A 17,000-nucleotide genomic window follows, 5' to 3' on the forward strand; every position below is an offset into this window, starting at 1 on the left:
GGGATGAATCATGTTGAAACTGTTTAAAACCATCCTGAAAGCAGGCAGCCACTGTACGGTGCAATATCCGTTTAAACCGCTGGAGGTATCGGCAGGGTTTCGCGGCAAACCACAATACGACGCCACGCAATGTATTGCCTGCGCCGCCTGCACGATGGTATGCCCGGCCAATGCGCTGACGATGGAAACCGATGTCACCGGCGGCACCCGAACCTGGCAGCTCTTCCTCGGACGCTGTATCTTCTGCGGGCGCTGCGAGGAAGTCTGCCCGACACGCGCTATCGTGCTGTCACAGGAGTTTGAAATGGCGGTCAGCAGTAAGGCAGACCTTTACCAGCGAGCCACCTTTACCTTGCTGGACTGCCATGTTTGTCACCGCCCTTTTGCCCCGCAAAAAGAGGTGGACTATGCCATGAAGCTGTTAATGCAGTCTGGTTTGTCCGAAGAAACGGTTGAATCACAACGACCTCATTTTGAAACCTGCCCGGAATGTAAACGGAAGCAGAACATGAACCACCAGGGCAATGTGATGTTGAGCCAGTATATTTCCCCGCCTTCCACTTCTGTTAAAGGGAGCAAGCCATGAGCACCCTGCCTGCTGGCGCCGATCACTACCGGCCCACGCCGATTGTATTGGATGAACCGGCGCAAAAACTCAAACAAACGCTGCTGAAAGATATCAAACGTTCGGCTTACGTTTACCGCGTCGACTGCGGCGGCTGCAACGGCTGTGAAATAGAAATTTTTGCCGCCATTACCCCGCTGTTCGACGCCGAACGCTTTGGTATCAAGGTGGTGGCCTCACCTCGTCATGCCGATATTTTATTGTTCACCGGGGCGGTTACCCGCGCCATGCGAACACCGGCGCTACGCGCCTACCAATCCGCCCCCGACCCGAAAATCTGCATCTCTTACGGCGCCTGCGGCTGCGGCGGCGGGATCTTCCACGATCTGTATTGCGTCTGGGGCGGCAGCGATACCATTGTACCGATAGACGTTTATATTCCCGGCTGTCCGCCGACTCCCGCCGCCACCCTCTATGGCTTTGCCGTCGCGCTTGGCCTTCTGGAGCAGAAACTGCACAGCGGCGATCATCAGCAGACAGAGCATGAAAAGGCCGCTTTGATTCATCCTGACCTCCCGTTGGATCTACGTGTTCTGCTGGAACGGGAAGCCCGGCGCATGGCGGGATATCGTCAGGGGAGGGAAATCAGCGACGCCTTTTTGGCGCGACTGGAAAATCAAACGTTGGACGGTCTGGATCAGCGTATTGCCGACTGGCTGCAACAGCATAACGATCCGCGTTTGAATGAGATTGTCGGGCGGTTACAGCAGATCTATCTCGCGCTGTTGAATGGGGAAAGATATCGATGAGCGCACAGGTGATTTTCTATGCCCTGAGCCAGAAATTTCTCGACACCAAAGATAAGGTGCCGGAGCAGGCTCAACAGGTGATGTATTACTCATTGGCGATTGGTCACCACGTTGGCGTTATCGACTGCCTGAAGCGGGTGTTGGTCTGCCCGCAGGCAGACTATCAACGTTGGATCGGGCAATTGGCAGAAGGTGAGGCAAAACGCAAAATGGCAGGCTTACTGAAATTTGGCGAGATCACCATTGACAGCGGTCATACCCAGTTACTGGGGCGTGCTTTTGGTTCATTGCCTGCCGGGCAGGATAACTATCCTGACTGGACCAAAACCCTACTGGACTATCTGGCGGCCATTGAACAGGAAACGGCGCTCTACTTAATGGTGAAACGAGTTGATGACTGAGCAAATCGAGCATAACGGAAAGGTTGTCGCTAATGAAAATATAGTGCTGACCGTCGGCAATAGCATGATGGGCGATGATGGCGCCGGGCCGCGGCTGGCCGAACATATGACGCAAAACCCGGTCGCTGGCTGGTCAGTGATTGATGGCGGCGCCATTCCCGAAAACGCAGCCCACAGGTTGCGCACCCTGCGGCCTAAAAGACTATTGGTAGTGGATGCCGCCGATATGGGTTTAGCGCCCGGCGAAATACGCATTGTTGATCCGCAACGGATTGCCGAAGACCTGTTGATGAACACCCATAATCTGCCGCTGAACTTTCTTATCGAACAGTTGCAGCAAGATATTCCTGAGGTAATTTTTATCGGTATTCAGCCTGCGCTGGTGGCGTTCTATTACCCCCTCAGCGCGGAAGTCGAGCAGGCGGTGGATCTCATTCATCAGCGGCTGGCGGGCTGGCAGGGAAATGGCGGCTTTCAAAGGCTATAGCCTGGTCATATGCCATTGAGCAAAAAATCCACCATCCCCAAATATACAGAGACAGGCTGTCAGAATTTTTCCCAACCGTCGTTACTGTGGCTGCTGGCCGTCAACAGGGGCGAACTCCCCCTCATTACCGCAGGACGTTTCACAACCGTATTCATGGCGTTGTACTGTTCTGTACCCGGAAGACAATCATCACCCCCAAGCTGGAAAACATCGACTGCCGCCGATAGCTCGCTCGTCTGTTCGTCCAATTTAGAGGCAGCTTCTGCCGACTGTAGTACCAGAGCGGCGTTCTGCTGCGTCACGCCATCTATTTCATGGATCGCCTGACTAATCTGGCTGATGCCGTGGGTTTGTTCATCGGTAGCGGCGGCGATTTCACCAATCAGATCGTTGACATGATCAATGGCGGCAATGATGACCGCCATCGATTCACTGGACTGCCTCACCTGTCCCGCCCCGTCGGAAACACGGGATACCGACTCGGCGATCAGCGCTTCGATCTCCCTGGCGGCCTGAGCGCTGCGCTGCGCCAGATTGCGAACTTCACCGGCCACCACCGCAAATCCTCTGCCCTGTTCTCCGGCCCTGGCAGCTTCAACTGCCGCATTAAGCGCCAGGATATTGGTCTGGAAAGCAATACTATTAATCACCGTGGTGATATCAGAAATTTTGCGCGAACTGGCGCTAATGTTATCCATCGTTTCCATAACGTTATTGCCGATTTCTCCCCCTTTTTTCGCGGCGTCTGAGGCTTCCTGCGCCAGTCCTCGCGCCTGATGGACATTCTCCGCAGTTTGTTTCACCGTTGAACTGATCTGCTCCATGCTGGCTGCCGTTTGCTGCAATGCGGCAGCTTGTTGTTCTGTCCGGCTGGAAAGATCGTCATTGCCATCCCTGATATTGGTGGTTCCGAGATCAATTTCCATCGCGCTATGACGAATCGTCATGACGGTATCACGTAAACTTTTCTGCAACCGTTTAATATCAGGAATCAACCTCCCCGCACAGTTTTGGCCAAACTCCGCCAGATCGCATCCCAGGCGACCCGCCGTCAATTGCGCCAGATGTGATTTAATCACGCCAATCGGTATAACCAGATAATTTCTCAGATAGTATTCCGTAAATAACAAAATCAGGATACCAACCAGCATGACTGCAATCAGTGCATTTCGATTATAAATATTGTACTCATTCACCACCGGAATAAATTCCGAGGCGGTAATTTGATCGGTGTATTGTTTAAGATCCCCACCAAAAGCCAAACTGATCGGCGGATAAACCCCACGGAATACCTGACGAAACGCCTCCGCATTATTCTGCTGTAACGCGCTATTCATGGGATCAATGGCCACGGATATTAACCGTGACCAATTATCGGTAATAGAACTAAGGGTCGAGTTTTCTACCCCGATATGTTCCGCTGTTTTAAATTTTTCCAACGCCTCTTTAGTGTTTTTTATCGCTATTTGCGCCATTTCCAGCGTCTTCTTCGCATTTTCCGCATCGTTATTCTGTAAATAATCCATCGTTCGTTCCATGCGGGTAACAGCCCGGAAATACTGATCGCTGCCATACACCAGATAAGAGTAGGTTTTTCGCTGCGTTTCATTTTTATTAATTAAATCATTGGCTTGATAGAGGGAATAAAGACTGTAGCCCGATGCAATACCCCAAATGACCAACAAGAACGCCACAATAATTAGCACCATAATTCTTATGCTGATATTCTTTAGAAAGATCATAATAAACCTCATAAAGTTATCAAATATCTTCCACGCCAAACATAAACATGGAGGATATTCGTTTTTTGATCATTACTGTGTCGTCCCTACATTGCACATCGACAGGACAACGAACCCACAGGCGCATCGGAATGCCCGATTCGAAAGTCATGCAACAGAAAACCGAAGATATCCCAAAGATTGGTTAAAAAAGTAAACGCGCCTCTCTCACTCTTGGTTTGAGATAAATAAAGTATAGGCACGAATAGGTAAAGATGGAGAGTAATAGGCGCATCAACTTGTGAAACCGGAATATCCGGATGCCTGACCACTGGAAAGGAGTAAAGAGGCAGGCGCAGATGCTACGATCTGCTGCGCATTTTTCTGGACCAGACTCTGAATTTGTTGCGCATTCCAACCAGCTGATAAGCCAACGTATGTATATCCAACTCGATGTTATAAAAGCGTTTCAACGCATACGCGTCATTAGCCTGACAAATCCCCTGATGACCTTTATCTGACAGATCAATAATACGCAATCCATTGTCGGTAAAAATAATATTCCCCGGATGAATATCGTTGGATGCTAACCGGTGATGATGCAACTCTTCGACACAGGCTTTGATTTCAGCTTTGTAAGGAGATAAATCACGCAATTCGGCCAGCGGCGTACCTTCAATGTATTCAGACAGAATATAGGTTTCCACGGCTTCACGATGTCTGACCTTCTCCGCAACGGCATAAATATCCGCAATCCGAGTACACCCTTGTTTACGCGCCTCTGCCACACGGTATATAAGTCTGGAGTAATAAGGGCCATAGATAAAGCGCGATATCCGTTTTTCCAGCCGGGGATCTAATTCCCGCTCCCGTTTCAGCACATACTTCGTTCCGTTAACTTCAACCAGATAGACTTTACGCTCTTTGCTACCGCTATTTAGTAACTTATAACCGATTTTACCCTGGTGAAAATCAGCTAAAATTTGTACATAAGTTCCACAACCAGATTTTTCATAAACATGAAAGCCGTTTATTTCTCTTCTGACTATGTTGCCTATAGCGTTGATGGTAAAGGTGGTGTCTAACATGATAATCCCTGCCGTAACTATCTGTAGTACAGGCCGAAATATACGCCTCAAAAGAGTCGTTTTTTGACATAAATTGTCATTGGCGCCGCCATAATTCTGATTATTTGCTTGATCTCATATTTATCGTCAAATCTGCCGAAACCCCCTTTTCTCTGTCGTCATCCTCGGCATTCAAGCCGTGAAATCACGCGATACAAACAGAAAAAGTATTTATTATTCAATTAATTAAATAACCACACTTTTTGTTGGCATAAACCCTGCTTTATCGGGAAGTGGTGTGTCATTTTTTAGCTACGTCGACACAACGGTTTTTTCACCTGAACCCAGGTCGGAGACGATGTCATGAACCGGTTCGTTATTGCAGATTCCAGGAAATGTATTGGCTGTCGCACGTGCGAAGTCGCCTGTGTGCTGGCTCACAGCGACGGTAAAACGTCCTCATTATCCCCAGAACACTTTTCGCCACGCCTCAGAGTGGTCAAAAGTCTGAATGTCAGTACCACTATTCAGTGTCGCCAGTGTGAGGATGCGCCATGCGCCAATGTGTGCCCAAATGGCGCCATTACCCATGCGAATGCATGTATTCAGGTACAGCAGAAAAAATGTATCGGCTGTAAGACCTGTGTCGTGGCTTGTCCTTATGGCGCCATGACCGTGGTCAGTAAACCGGTTGCCCGTATCAGCCACCATCAGATGCTGGGTAACGGTATAAAAGCCGAGGCGCAGAAATGTGATCTTTGCGATGGGCGCGCAGCAGGCCCGGCCTGTATTGGGTTTTGTCCAACGAAGGCATTACGGATGATAGGCCATGATGATATCCAGGCCATGATCCAACAAAAACAACGGCGTGCGGCGCTTGATGAAGCCGCAGGAATGCAGTTCTGAACGGTGCCATTCAAGGCACGCTGAAGGAGAATAATCATCATGCGGAAAGTGATCACTGTCTGTCCATATTGCGGGTCAGGCTGCAAAATTAACCTGCTGGTTGAAAACGGTAAAGTGGTTGGCGCTGAAGGCGCCAACGGCGTCACCAACGAAGGTGAGTTGTGCCTTAAAGGTTATTATGGTTGGGATTTTCTTAACGACACCAAATTACTCACGCCACGCCTGAAACAACCGCTGATTCGGCGTCAAAAAGGGGCGCCGTTTGAGGCGGTGTCCTGGGATGTCGCTATCGAGTTCGCCAGTTCCCGCCTGAAAGCCATTAAAGAGAAATATGGCGCGGAATCCATTATGCACACCGGTTCTTCCCGCGGCCCCGGCAACGAAACCAACTATGTCATGCAGAAATTCGCCCGTGCGGTGACCGGCAACAACAACGTCGACTGCTGCGCCCGCGTGTGTCACGGCCCGTCCGTCGCCGGTTTGCAGGTCACGCTGGGCAATGGGGCCATGAGTAACTCCATCTGCGAAATTGAGCATACGGAATGCATCCTGGTATTCGGTTATAACGCCGCCGACTCCCACCCCATCGTTGCCCGCCGGATCCTGAAAGCCAAAGAGCGCGGCGCAAAAATCATTGTGTGCGATCCACGCCACATTGAAACCGCCCGCATTGCCGACCTGTGGCTGCCGCTGAAAAATGGCTCCAATATGGCGCTGGTCAACGCCTTTGCCAACGTGCTGATTAATGAAGGCCTCTACCATAAAGACTATGTGGCCCGTCATACGGAAGGGTTTGAGGAATATAGCCGGATCGTCGCCAAATATACCCCGGAATATGTTGCAGACATTACCGGTTTGTCGCCACAGCTGATCCGTGAAGCAATGCGTATGTATGCCGCCGCTCCGTCCGCCACCATTTTATGGGGCATGGGCGTGACTCAATGGGGTCAGGGGGTCGACGTGGTAAAAGGCCTGTCCGGGCTGGCGTTGATGACCGGCAATCTGGGGCGTCCGAACGTGGGCGTCGGCCCGGTGCGTGGTCAAAACAACGTACAGGGTGCCTGCGATATGGGTGCCCTGCCAAACATGTACCCCGGCTATCAACCCGTTACCGATAAGGAAACGCTGGCTAAATTTGCCAAAGCCTGGGGTGTAGCGGACTTATCCGACAAAATCGGCTATTCCCTTACCGATGTGCCACACAAAATCAAAGAAGGAAAAATCAAAGCAAACTATGTGATGGGAGAAGATCCGCTACAAACCGAACCGGATCTGTCCATGATGCGGGAAGCGTTCAGCGAACTGGAATTGCTGATCGTGCAGGATATCTTTATGACCAAAACCGCATCGGTAGCCGATGTTATTCTGCCGGCGACATCCTGGGGTGAGCATGAAGGGGTATACTCCGCCGCCGACCGTGGCTTCCAGCGTTTTTACAAGGCTGTTGAACCTCATGGCGACGTCAAACCCGACTGGGAAATCATCAGCCTGATGGCAACCGCACTCGGCTATCCGATGCACTACAACAATACGCAGGAAATCTGGGATGAACTGCGTCATTTATGTCCGCTGTACTACGGCGCAACCTACGAAAAAATGTCGGGGCTGGGTTATGTTCCGTGGCCGTGTACCACGGAAGACAGCCCAGGCACGCCGTGGCTATACAAAGGAAATGAGTTCGACCGTCCCGGCGGTAAAGGCCTGTTGTTTGCCACCGAGTGGCGACCGCCGATGGAGTTGGTAGATGAAAGTTATCCGCTGGTGCTGTGTACCGTACGAGAAGTGGGTCATTATTCCTGCCGTTCGATGACCGGGAACTGTACGGCTTTACAAACGCTGGCCGATGAACCTGGTTACGTACAGGTCAACCCTGAAGATGCTGAACGTCTGGGGCTCAGAGATCAGCAACTGACCTGGGTTTCCTCACGCCGCGGCAAAGTGATAACCCGTGTTGCCGTCAGTGAGCGGGTTAATAAAGGTGCGGTTTATATGACCTATCAATGGTGGATTGGCGCCTGCAACGAACTGACGCTGGATCACCTCGATCCCATTTCCAAAACGCCGGAATACAAATATTGCGCAGTTAAACTGGAAGCTATCGAGAATCAGCAGTGGGCGGAAGATTATGTCCAGCATGAATACAGCCAGTTGAAAGCCCATCTGCGTAAAAGCGCGGAAGAGGTGAATTAGCGCCATTCCCGTGATAGCTCCCCATAGCTGTCTCTTAGTGACGATTTTCCTATGCGCACTAAGAGACAGCAAACAAGGGGGCGGTTATTAACCACAAGACGCCGAACTACTTTACCTACAGTCTGATCGGTAAAATAGCCCTCGCCACGGCAAATTATTTACGCCGCCAGACCGTCCCATGCGGGCCATCTTCCAGAATAATACCCATATCATTCAGCCGGTCGCGCGCCTCATCCGCCAGCGCCCAGTCTTTTGCCTGACGTGCATCCTTGCGCTGTTTAATCAACTCTTCGATTTTTTTAACTTCATCATCGTCTGCCTGCGCACCGCTTTGCAGGAACAGTTCCGGGTCCTGCTCCAGCAAGCCAAGTACTTTTGCCAGATTTCGCAGCGCCGACGCCAGTTGATTGGCCGCACATGGATCTTCCGCTTTCAGGCGATTCACATCCCGCGCCATATCGAACAAAACGGAGTAGGCTTCCGGGGTATTGAAATCATCGTTCATCGCTTCACGGAAACGGGCTTCAAATAACTCTCCGCCCTTCGCTTCCACGCTGTCGTCCGTACCTCGTAACGCCGTATATAAACGCTCCAGCGCTGAACGAGCCTGCTTCAGGTTTTCTTCACTGTAGTTCAATTGGCTACGATAGTGACCCGACATCAGGAAATAGCGCACAGTTTCAGGATCGTAATAGGCCAATACATCCCGCACGGTGAAGAAGTTATTAAGCGATTTTGACATTTTTTCCCGGTCAACCATCACCATGCCGGAATGCATCCAATAGTTCACATAGGGGCCGTCGTGCGCGCTGGTGGATTGGGCAATCTCGTTTTCATGATGCGGGAACATTAAATCTGAACCGCCGCCGTGGATATCAAAATGTTCACCCAACCGTTTGCAGTTCATTGCCGAACATTCAATATGCCAGCCGGGACGTCCTTCCCCCCACGGGGAAGACCAATGTGGTTCGCCTGGTTTGGACATTTTCCACAATACGAAGTCCATCGGGTTGCGTTTAACTTCCGTAATCTCTACCCGCGCACCTGCCTGAAGCTGATCCAGATCCTGACGCGACAGCACACCATAGCCCGGAGCGGTATCAACGGAGAACATGACATCACCGTTGGACGCGACATAGGCATGGCGCCTGGCAATCAGTTTTTCAACCAGTTCAATGATTTCAGCGATATGATGGGTGGCGCGTGGCTCCTCATCCGGACGCAAAATATTTAATGCATCAAAGTCGACATGCATTTCCGCGATCATCCGCGCCGTCAGCTGATCGCAGGTTTCACCCTTTTCCGCCGCACGTTTAATGATTTTATCGTCAATATCGGTAATATTGCGTACGTATTTCAGCGAATATCCCAAATACCGTAAATACCGCGCCACCACATCAAATGCAACGAAAGTACGCCCGTGACCAATATGACACAGGTCATAAACGGTGATCCCACACACATACATCCCCACATGACCAGCGTGGATAGGTTTGAATTCCTCTTTTTGGCGACTCAGCGTATTAAAAATCTTTAGCATCAGGGCATTCCATGGTATTCGCAGGATAGGTGAATCATCGTTCGCTGTAAGCGTGAGTAACATCAATTTGCTAAGGGTTTTCAACCCTAACGGCGTATTGAAACCTGAACCCTGTGCTATTGCAAGACTGATACGGCGGAATAAGCAGATAATCGATAAGGAATAAACATAAAAAGGCCCGGAATTATCCGGGCTTCAGACTATTGACAAAGTTCCTTATTAGGGAGAGCGAACTGAATTAGCGCCAGCGAGGATTAGGCATCACCGAATATTTACCACTGCCAAGCAGGGCGATAGCCAGACCGGCAAAGAAGAACACCGCCGCCGGTTTTCGCCAGCGTGAATAAACCGTGTGGATTTGCCAGCCAGGCGGCAACCGCCATCGTGAAAGAGAAAATCAGTGCGGCCGGACGGGTAAAAATGCCCAGAATCATCAGAACCGGCATCGCCACTTCACCGACGTAGACGCCGTAGCCGACAAAAGCCGGCATCCCCACTTCAGTAAGCATTTTTTCAATGCCGCCGATACCGCCCTGCACTTTATGCCAACCGTGAAGCAACATCAGGATACTGAAAGACAAGCGAAGCAATAGCTTGCCAAAATCGGGCTTATCTAATACTCGATTAATATACGCCAACATAATTCACCTATACCTCCGGGGAAATAAGAACTGTTCCCAGATTAATCCAAGTTATTATCAAAGAGTACCTATTTATTCAACGCATTGATCTGATGTAATAAATATGTTTCACCTCGCACTTAAATAATTGAGAGGCCTTGTTGAATGCTGAACGTAGTAACGCCATACCTGGCGATTCTGCCCCCGCCTATGCTGACTCAGCAGGCCAGTTATGTTATAAGAGCGCTCTTGATTGTTCACCACATTTGGTGAGCATTGTTCCCCATTACTATGGCTATGTAGGGTTCATTACTATGATCACGTTTCATACAAACCACGGCGATATCGTTATTAACACCTTTGCAGACAAAGCGCCTGTCACCGTAGAAAACTTTCTGAATTACTGCCGCAGCGGTTTTTACGATAACACCATTTTTCACCGTGTTATCAATGGGTTTATGATCCAGGGCGGTGGTTTTACGCCGGGTATGCAGCAAAAAGAGACCAACGCCGCAATTAAAAATGAAGCCAACAACGGCCTGAAAAACACTCGCGGTACGCTGGCAATGGCGCGTACTAACGATCCGCATTCCGCTACCGCACAATTCTTTATTAATCTGGTAGATAATGATTTCCTGAACTTCCGTTCAGAACGGGCTGACGGCTGGGGCTACTGTGTTTTTGCTGAAGTTACTGAAGGTATGGACGTGGTTGATAAAATCAAAGGCGTGGCCACGGGCCGCAGCGGTATGCATCAGGATGTCCCTAAAGAAGACGTCGTGATCACCGGCGTTACCGTTAGCGAATAATTGCGGCAGCATGGCGACACTATTTATTGCCGACCTGCATTTAAGTCTTCATGAACCGGCGATCACCGCCGGTTTTCTGCGTTTTTTACGCCATGAAGCCGTGAAGGCGGATGCCCTCTATATTCTGGGTGATCTGTTTGATGCCTGGATCGGCGATGACGATCCGCACCCCCTGCATACGACAATCGCCAATGCCTTGCTGGCATTACATCAGCAAGGTATTCCCTGCTATTTCGTGCATGGCAATCGCGACTTTCTGCTCGGCAAGCATTTCGCCAGACAAAGCGGGCTAACGCTGTTACCCGCAGAAAATGTGCTCGACCTTTATGGTCGGCGGATACTTATTTTACATGGCGACACGCTGTGTACTGACGATCTTGACTATCAGAAATTTCGTCGCCGGGTACACCATCCACTGATACAGCGTCTTTTTCTGCTTTTACCTTTACGTTTCCGGCTGCGTATCGCTGAAAAAATGCGCTCGGCCAGCCAGCACGCCAACCAGCATAAACCGCAGGACATTATGGATGTTAATCCTGAGCAGGTTATCGAACGCCTGCAACATTATCAGGTACACACCATGATCCACGGACACACTCATCGTCCGGCGATTCATCAAATCATTGCGGGTAATGTCAGCGCGCAGCGCATGGTGCTGGGAGCCTGGCATCAGCAAGGTTCGATGATCAAGGTGACGGCACAGGATATCGAGCTGATTTCTTTCCCGTTGTGATCTCTTTTCTTCCCCGCAGCTTATCGCCGCAGGGACTTTTCGACCCTACGCAACCGTTTTCCTCGCCATAAGGGCGTGATATGCTCTACGCCCTCAACGCCAGAGCACCTTCTAACTGGCCGATGCGACACCACCATCAGGTAAATTCACAGGAGCTTTACAGGCATGTCATCCAACGCTGCCCCGGCTAAAATCGCCATCGTCATGGGTTCAAAGAGTGACTGGGCCACAATGCAGTTTGCGGCGGAAATTCTCACTACGCTGAATATCCCCTTTCATGTGGAAGTTGTCTCCGCCCACCGAACACCCGATAAGCTGTTCAGTTTCGCAGAGCAAGCCACACAGAACGGTTTTGAGGTGATTATTGCGGGCGCAGGCGGGGCAGCGCATTTGCCTGGTATGTTGGCGGCCAAGACACTGGTGCCGGTATTGGGCGTGCCGGTACAAAGCGCCGCGCTGAGTGGCATCGACAGCCTTTATTCGATTGTGCAGATGCCTCGCGGTATACCGGTAGGCACGCTGGCCATTGGCAAAGCAGGCGCAGCCAATGCCGCGCTGCTGGCCGCACAGATTCTGGCATTGCATGATAGTGCTATCACCACACGTTTGACTGACTGGCGGCAAAGCCAGACTGATGAGGTGTTATCCAACCCCGACCCGCGGGAGGAAGCATGAAACCGGTCTGCGTTTTAGGCGATGGTCAGTTGGGAAGAATGTTACGCCAGGCGGGTGAACCCTTGGGGATCGCGGTTTACCCTGTCGGGCTGGACGCGGAGCCTGAGTCGGTTCCTTTCCACAACAGTGTCATTACCGCTGAAATTGAGCGCTGGCCAGAAACCGCACTTACGCGTGAACTGGCGGCCCATACCGCGTTTGTTAATCGTGATATTTTCCCGCGTCTGGCTGATCGTCTGACGCAAAAACAATTACTGGATTCGCTAAATCTGGCAACGGCGCCCTGGCAACTGCTTGCCAATGAGGAAGAGTGGCCGCAGGTTTTTACCCGGCTTGGCGAGCTTGCCATTGTTAAGCGGCGTGTGGGCGGTTATGACGGACGTGGGCAGTGGCGTTTTCGCGCCGGTGAGCAGCCTACGTTACCCGCAGACTGCTATGGCGAATGCATAGTTGAACAAGGCATCAATTTTTCCGGTGAGGTATCGCTGGTCGGTGCGCGCAACATTCACGGGGACTGCGTCTTCTACCCGCTGACGCATAATCTGCATCAGGACGGTATTCTGCGCGCCAGCGTTGCCCTGCCCCATCCAGCGCCACATTTGCAGCAACAGGCAGAACAAATGCTGTCTGCCATTATGAATGAATTGAGCTACGTTGGCGTCATGGCTATGGAGTGTTTCATTGTCGGCAATCGTCTGTTGATTAATGAACTCGCTCCGCGTGTACATAACAGCGGTCACTGGACACAAAATGGCGCGTCTATCAGCCAGTTTGAATTGCATCTGCGGGCGATTTTAGATCTGCCGATGCCAGTACCGGTGGCCAGTGACGCATCGGTGATGGTCAATCTGATCGGGACTGACGTCAACACGGACTGGCTGTCACTGCCGCTGGTACATTTGCACTGGTATGAAAAAGACGTGCGTCCAGGGCGGAAAGTTGGACATCTGAATATTCATGCACAGGATACCGATCAGCTTCGGCAAACATTACAATCGCTGGCAACCATGCTGACCGACGAATACCAAAATGGTCTGGTGTGGGCGCAGGAAAAACTGCCTGTCTGAGTCGTTGGCAGGCATACCTGATGTATGCCCGCCCGTTCATCTTTTTTATTAACGGAATAGCAACAGATACTATACCCTAAATAATTCGAGTTGCAGGAAGGCGGCAAGGGAAGGAATCCCGATGAGCTTACTCAGGTAAGCGATTCGGGTGACTGAGTGCAGCCTACGCACATGCAGCTTGAAGTATGACGGGTATAAACAGTTAAAATAAAATCTCAGCGTGACATCCTTGAAATTAGGTTTATTATTTCTGTCATTTGTATTTTTTATTATTTGATATTTTTATTTTTGGCTATTTTTTGTCTGTTTTACACCAATTAACATATCAATAAAGAGCCATTGAATATAATAAAATTAAAGTATCATTATTGATATTTTAATTTTCCATAAATTTCATTAAAATAATGCAGTTAAATTCATTTATGTGATCGAAACAATATTATCCCCTAACCGACAAGATATAAAATGCGCACACAAACAGTATTATCCGTCGACATAATTTATATGTTTTTTTCACGTTTATACCTGTAACGGCAACTTGCCGATACTGTATTTTTATACCCTGTGTTCACCAAGGAGACACGAGCATGAGCACAATTCAAGATAACAGCCAAGTATTAGCGCAGACTTCAGGCTGGCGTAAAAGCGATACGGTCTGGATGCTGGGACTCTACGGTACAGCCATTGGCGCCGGTGTGTTATTTCTGCCGATAAATGCGGGTATCGGCGGTCTTATACCTTTAATTATCATGGCTATTATTGCTTTCCCGATGACCTATTTTTCTCACCGTGCGCTATGCCGTTTTGTATTATCTGGTAAAAAAGGTGGGGAAGATATTACAGAAGTGGTTGAAGAACATTTCGGCGTTGGTGCTGGTAAATTAATCACATTGCTGTATTTTTTTGCAATTTACCCCATCCTGTTGGTTTACAGCGTGGCGATTACCAATACGGTAGATAGCTTTATTACTCACCAAATGCATTTACCTTCTCCTCCGCGAGCAGTGCTGTCATTAATATTGATCCTGGGATTAATGTTTATTGTCCGCTTTGGTGAAGCCATGATTGTTAAAGCAATGAGCATTCTGGTTTATCCTTTTGTGGTTGTTTTAATGATGCTGGCCTTGTATTTAGTGCCACACTGGAATACCTCTGTTTTTGAAAATATTTCTTTAGCCGACAACGTGGCCGGGAATGGTTTACTGGCTACCTTATGGCTGGCGATCCCGGTTATGGTTTTCTCATTCAACCATTCACCGATTATCTCCTCTTTTGCCGTTGCCAAACGTAAAGAGTATGGCGACGAAGCAGAGAAGAAATGCGCCCGCATTCTGTCTTACAGCCATATCATGATGGTGATTACCGTGATGTTCTTCGTGTTCAGCTGCGTACTGAGCCTGTCTCCTGCTGAACTGATGGAAGCCAAAGCGCAGAACATCTCTATTCTGTCTTATCTGGCCAATCACTTTAATAACCCGATGATGGGTTATCTGGCGCCGGTTATTGCCACTATCGCTATTTCCAAATCTTTCCTCGGTCATTATCTGGGAGCAGGCGAAGGTTTCAATGGCATGATGGTGAAATCGCTGCGCAGCAAAGGTAAAACCCTCTCCAGAACCAAACTGAACCGCATTACCGCGTTGTTCATGCTGGTGACGACCTGGATTGTAGCCACGCTGAACCCAAGCATTCTGGGCATGATTGAAACCCTGGGCGGCCCGATTATTGCCTGTCTGCTGTTCCTGATGCCGATGTACGCCATCCAGAAAGTCCCGGCGATGAAAAAATACAGCGGCCATATCAGCAACGTGTTCGTCACCATTATGGGCCTGATCGCTATCTCCGCTATCGTTTATAGCTTGTTCGGTTAAAATCCCAACGTCATTAGTTATCCATTTCAACGCCGGTAACGTTATTTCGCCTGTCGGCGTTTTTTTAAAGGAAGTCGCTATGGTCAGCGTATTTGAAATTTTCAAAATTGGTATCGGCCCTTCCAGTTCACATACCGTTGGTCCAATGAAAGCTGGCAATATGTTCACGGATGATTTGGTCAGTCAATCGCTTATTTCATCGGTAACACGAATCGTTGTTGACGTTTATGGCTCTCTGTCTCTGACGGGCAAAGGCCACCATACCGATATCGCCATTATTATGGGATTGGCCGGCAATTTGCCGGGTAGCGTTGACATCGACAGTATTCCGGCTTTTATCCAGCAGGTAAAAGAAACGCACAGATTATCAATGCTAAACGGTCAATATGAAGTCAGCTTCCCGTTGGCGACTGCCCTGCGTTTTCAACCGGAAAACCTTCCGCTGCATGAAAACGGTATGATAATCCGTGCGTACCACCAGCAGGAGCTGATTTACAGTAAAACCTATTATTCTATTGGCGGCGGCTTTGTTGTCGATCAGGAGAATTTCGGAAAAACCATTGTGACGGCAGAAAATGTCCCTTTCCCGTTCTTTTCCGCACAAAAATTATTGAAGCATTGCCAGGATAATTGCCTTTCCCTATCCGCGATCGTTATGAAAAACGAAATCGCCCTGCATGGTCGTGAGGCGATAGAACAGTATTTTGCCGAGGTCTGGCAGACCATGCAAAACGGCATTCATCGCGGCATCAATACGGAAGGAGTACTGCCCGGCCCACTGAGAGTACCTCGTCGCGCTTCTGCCCTGCACCGCCTGTTATCCATTAACGACCGCTTTTCCAACGATCCCATGAATGCGATGGATCGGGTCAATATGTTTGCGATGGCGGTCGCTGAAGAAAACGCAGCCGGTGGGCGGGTGGTAACCGCACCAACAAACGGCGCCTGCGGTATTATCCCTGCCGTATTGGCCTATTATGACCACTACATTCAGCCAGTTACCCCTGAATCCTATTTACGTTACTTTTTAGCTGCCGGGGCCATTGGTCTGCTCTATAAAATGAATGCGTCCATTTCCGGCGCCGAAGTCGGTTGCCAGGGTGAAGTCGGTGTGGCCTGCTCCATGGCCGCGGCAGGCCTGGCTGAATTACTCGGCGCGAATCCGGTGCAGGTTTGTATCGCCGCGGAAATCGGTATGGAACACAATCTGGGGCTGACATGCGATCCCGTTGCCGGCCAGGTTCAGGTCCCCTGTATTGAACGCAATGCCATCGCATCCGTTAAAGCGATTAACGCTGCCCGAATGGCAATGCGCCGTACCAGCGAACCACGCGTTTCATTAGATAAAGTCATCGAGACGATGTACGAAACCGGTAAAGATATGAATGCCAAATATCGCGAAACATCACGGGGTGGGTTAGCCATTAAAGTCGTATTGTGTGAATAAGGGTTTGTTGCTGTACTAACGTTGCTTATCGGTTAATAAGCTTACCGGGTTATTAACCGATATTTATTTGAGTATCCGATAAATAAAAATCA

General features: G+C 49.8%; 15 protein-coding genes and 1 pseudogene. 12 read left to right on the forward strand and 4 right to left on the reverse strand.

The window, feature by feature from the left end; genetic code table 11:
* Positions 1-10 precede the first annotated feature (10 nt).
* From hyfH to hycI, 4 genes are read left to right on the forward strand one after another with little or no spacing between them, the layout of a single operon-like run.
* Positions 11-586: a hydrogenase 4 subunit H gene (gene hyfH / locus BIY29_RS10135; protein WP_121575007.1), complete on the forward strand. Its 576-nt coding sequence runs from the start codon at positions 11-13 to the stop codon at positions 584-586.
* On the forward strand, positions 583-1,374 hold the full coding sequence (locus BIY29_RS10140; protein ID WP_121575008.1) for an NADH-quinone oxidoreductase subunit B family protein: 792 nt from the start codon (positions 583-585) through the stop codon (positions 1,372-1,374). The genes hyfH and BIY29_RS10140 overlap by 4 nt, the downstream gene beginning before the upstream one ends.
* Positions 1,371-1,775 (forward strand): formate hydrogenlyase maturation HycH family protein, encoded by a 405-nt coding sequence (locus BIY29_RS10145; protein ID WP_121575009.1) that lies wholly within the window; start codon positions 1,371-1,373, stop codon positions 1,773-1,775. Before BIY29_RS10140 ends, BIY29_RS10145 begins: the two co-directional genes overlap by 4 nt.
* Positions 1,768-2,262, forward strand: coding sequence for a hydrogenase maturation peptidase HycI (gene hycI, locus BIY29_RS10150; RefSeq protein ID WP_121575010.1), 495 nt, complete (start codon positions 1,768-1,770; stop codon positions 2,260-2,262). The genes BIY29_RS10145 and hycI overlap by 8 nt, the downstream gene beginning before the upstream one ends.
* Positions 2,263-2,321: 59 nt before the next feature.
* On the opposite strand, the gene BIY29_RS10155 is transcribed toward hycI, so the two are convergent.
* Positions 2,322-4,004, reverse strand: a complete 1,683-nt coding sequence (locus BIY29_RS10155; RefSeq protein ID WP_121575011.1) for a methyl-accepting chemotaxis protein — start codon at positions 4,002-4,004, stop codon at positions 2,322-2,324.
* Between the two features lie 341 nt (positions 4,005-4,345).
* A complete protein-coding gene (locus BIY29_RS10160) occupies positions 4,346-5,071 on the reverse strand; it encodes a lipopolysaccharide core heptose(II) kinase RfaY (protein WP_121575012.1) in 726 nt (241 codons plus the stop codon).
* Between the two features lie 342 nt (positions 5,072-5,413).
* Here BIY29_RS10160 and BIY29_RS10165 point away from each other — a divergent pair, with 342 nt between their 5' ends.
* Together BIY29_RS10165 and fdhF are read left to right on the forward strand one after the other, a co-directional pair.
* Entirely contained in the window at positions 5,414-5,956 is a 543-nt protein-coding gene (locus BIY29_RS10165) for a 4Fe-4S dicluster domain-containing protein (protein ID WP_121575013.1), read from the forward strand.
* A 39-nt stretch (positions 5,957-5,995) separates the two neighbouring features.
* Positions 5,996-8,146, forward strand: coding sequence for a formate dehydrogenase subunit alpha (fdhF, locus tag BIY29_RS10170; RefSeq protein ID WP_121575014.1), 2,151 nt, complete (start codon positions 5,996-5,998; stop codon positions 8,144-8,146).
* 154 nt (positions 8,147-8,300) lie between these two features.
* On the opposite strand, the gene cysS is transcribed toward fdhF, so the two are convergent.
* The gene (gene cysS, locus BIY29_RS10175) at positions 8,301-9,686 is read right to left on the reverse strand and encodes a cysteine--tRNA ligase (RefSeq protein WP_121575015.1); all 1,386 of its coding nucleotides are present in this window, start codon (positions 9,684-9,686) and stop codon (positions 8,301-8,303) included.
* 238 nt (positions 9,687-9,924) lie between these two features.
* Positions 9,925-10,327, reverse strand: a pseudogene (locus BIY29_RS10180) (DoxX family protein).
* A gap of 293 nt (positions 10,328-10,620) precedes the next feature.
* Here BIY29_RS10180 and ppiB point away from each other — a divergent pair.
* From ppiB to BIY29_RS10210, 6 genes are all read left to right on the forward strand, one after another.
* On the forward strand, positions 10,621-11,115 hold the full coding sequence (ppiB, locus tag BIY29_RS10185) for a peptidylprolyl isomerase B (RefSeq protein WP_121575016.1): 495 nt from the start codon (positions 10,621-10,623) through the stop codon (positions 11,113-11,115).
* A gap of 10 nt (positions 11,116-11,125) precedes the next feature.
* Positions 11,126-11,848 carry a UDP-2,3-diacylglucosamine diphosphatase gene (gene lpxH / locus BIY29_RS10190; protein ID WP_121575017.1) on the forward strand — a complete coding sequence of 241 codons (723 nt, stop codon included), beginning with the start codon at positions 11,126-11,128 and terminating at the stop codon, positions 11,846-11,848.
* 165 nt (positions 11,849-12,013) lie between these two features.
* On the forward strand, positions 12,014-12,523 hold the full coding sequence (gene purE, locus BIY29_RS10195) for a 5-(carboxyamino)imidazole ribonucleotide mutase (protein ID WP_121575018.1): 510 nt from the start codon (positions 12,014-12,016) through the stop codon (positions 12,521-12,523).
* Entirely contained in the window at positions 12,520-13,590 is a 1,071-nt protein-coding gene (gene purK / locus BIY29_RS10200) for a 5-(carboxyamino)imidazole ribonucleotide synthase (RefSeq protein WP_121575019.1), read from the forward strand. Before purE ends, purK begins: the two co-directional genes overlap by 4 nt.
* A 587-nt stretch (positions 13,591-14,177) precedes the next feature.
* On the forward strand, positions 14,178-15,461 hold the full coding sequence (locus tag BIY29_RS10205; protein ID WP_121575020.1) for an HAAAP family serine/threonine permease: 1,284 nt from the start codon (positions 14,178-14,180) through the stop codon (positions 15,459-15,461).
* A 79-nt stretch (positions 15,462-15,540) separates the two neighbouring features.
* Positions 15,541-16,908, forward strand: a complete 1,368-nt coding sequence (locus BIY29_RS10210) for an L-serine ammonia-lyase (RefSeq protein WP_121575021.1) — start codon at positions 15,541-15,543, stop codon at positions 16,906-16,908.
* The last annotated feature ends 92 nt before the right edge of the window (positions 16,909-17,000 follow it).

Source organism: Brenneria alni (genome assembly GCF_003666245.1).
Lineage (GTDB): Bacteria > Pseudomonadota > Gammaproteobacteria > Enterobacterales > Enterobacteriaceae > Brenneria > Brenneria alni.

Coding starts and splice junctions, on each gene's coding strand:
- hyfH (WP_121575007.1), top strand. CDS start 11: ATGTTGAAACTGTTTAAAACCATCCTGAAAGCAGGCAGCCACTGTACG.
- BIY29_RS10140 (WP_121575008.1), top strand. CDS start 583: ATGAGCACCCTGCCTGCTGGCGCCGATCACTACCGGCCCACGCCGATT.
- BIY29_RS10145 (WP_121575009.1), top strand. CDS start 1,371: ATGAGCGCACAGGTGATTTTCTATGCCCTGAGCCAGAAATTTCTCGAC.
- hycI (WP_121575010.1), top strand. CDS start 1,768: ATGACTGAGCAAATCGAGCATAACGGAAAGGTTGTCGCTAATGAAAAT.
- BIY29_RS10155 (WP_121575011.1), bottom strand. CDS start 4,004: ATGATCTTTCTAAAGAATATCAGCATAAGAATTATGGTGCTAATTATT.
- BIY29_RS10160 (WP_121575012.1), bottom strand. CDS start 5,071: ATGTTAGACACCACCTTTACCATCAACGCTATAGGCAACATAGTCAGA.
- BIY29_RS10165 (WP_121575013.1), top strand. CDS start 5,414: ATGAACCGGTTCGTTATTGCAGATTCCAGGAAATGTATTGGCTGTCGC.
- fdhF (WP_121575014.1), top strand. CDS start 5,996: ATGCGGAAAGTGATCACTGTCTGTCCATATTGCGGGTCAGGCTGCAAA.
- cysS (WP_121575015.1), bottom strand. CDS start 9,686: ATGCTAAAGATTTTTAATACGCTGAGTCGCCAAAAAGAGGAATTCAAA.
- ppiB (WP_121575016.1), top strand. CDS start 10,621: ATGATCACGTTTCATACAAACCACGGCGATATCGTTATTAACACCTTT.
- lpxH (WP_121575017.1), top strand. CDS start 11,126: ATGGCGACACTATTTATTGCCGACCTGCATTTAAGTCTTCATGAACCG.
- purE (WP_121575018.1), top strand. CDS start 12,014: ATGTCATCCAACGCTGCCCCGGCTAAAATCGCCATCGTCATGGGTTCA.
- purK (WP_121575019.1), top strand. CDS start 12,520: ATGAAACCGGTCTGCGTTTTAGGCGATGGTCAGTTGGGAAGAATGTTA.
- BIY29_RS10205 (WP_121575020.1), top strand. CDS start 14,178: ATGAGCACAATTCAAGATAACAGCCAAGTATTAGCGCAGACTTCAGGC.
- BIY29_RS10210 (WP_121575021.1), top strand. CDS start 15,541: ATGGTCAGCGTATTTGAAATTTTCAAAATTGGTATCGGCCCTTCCAGT.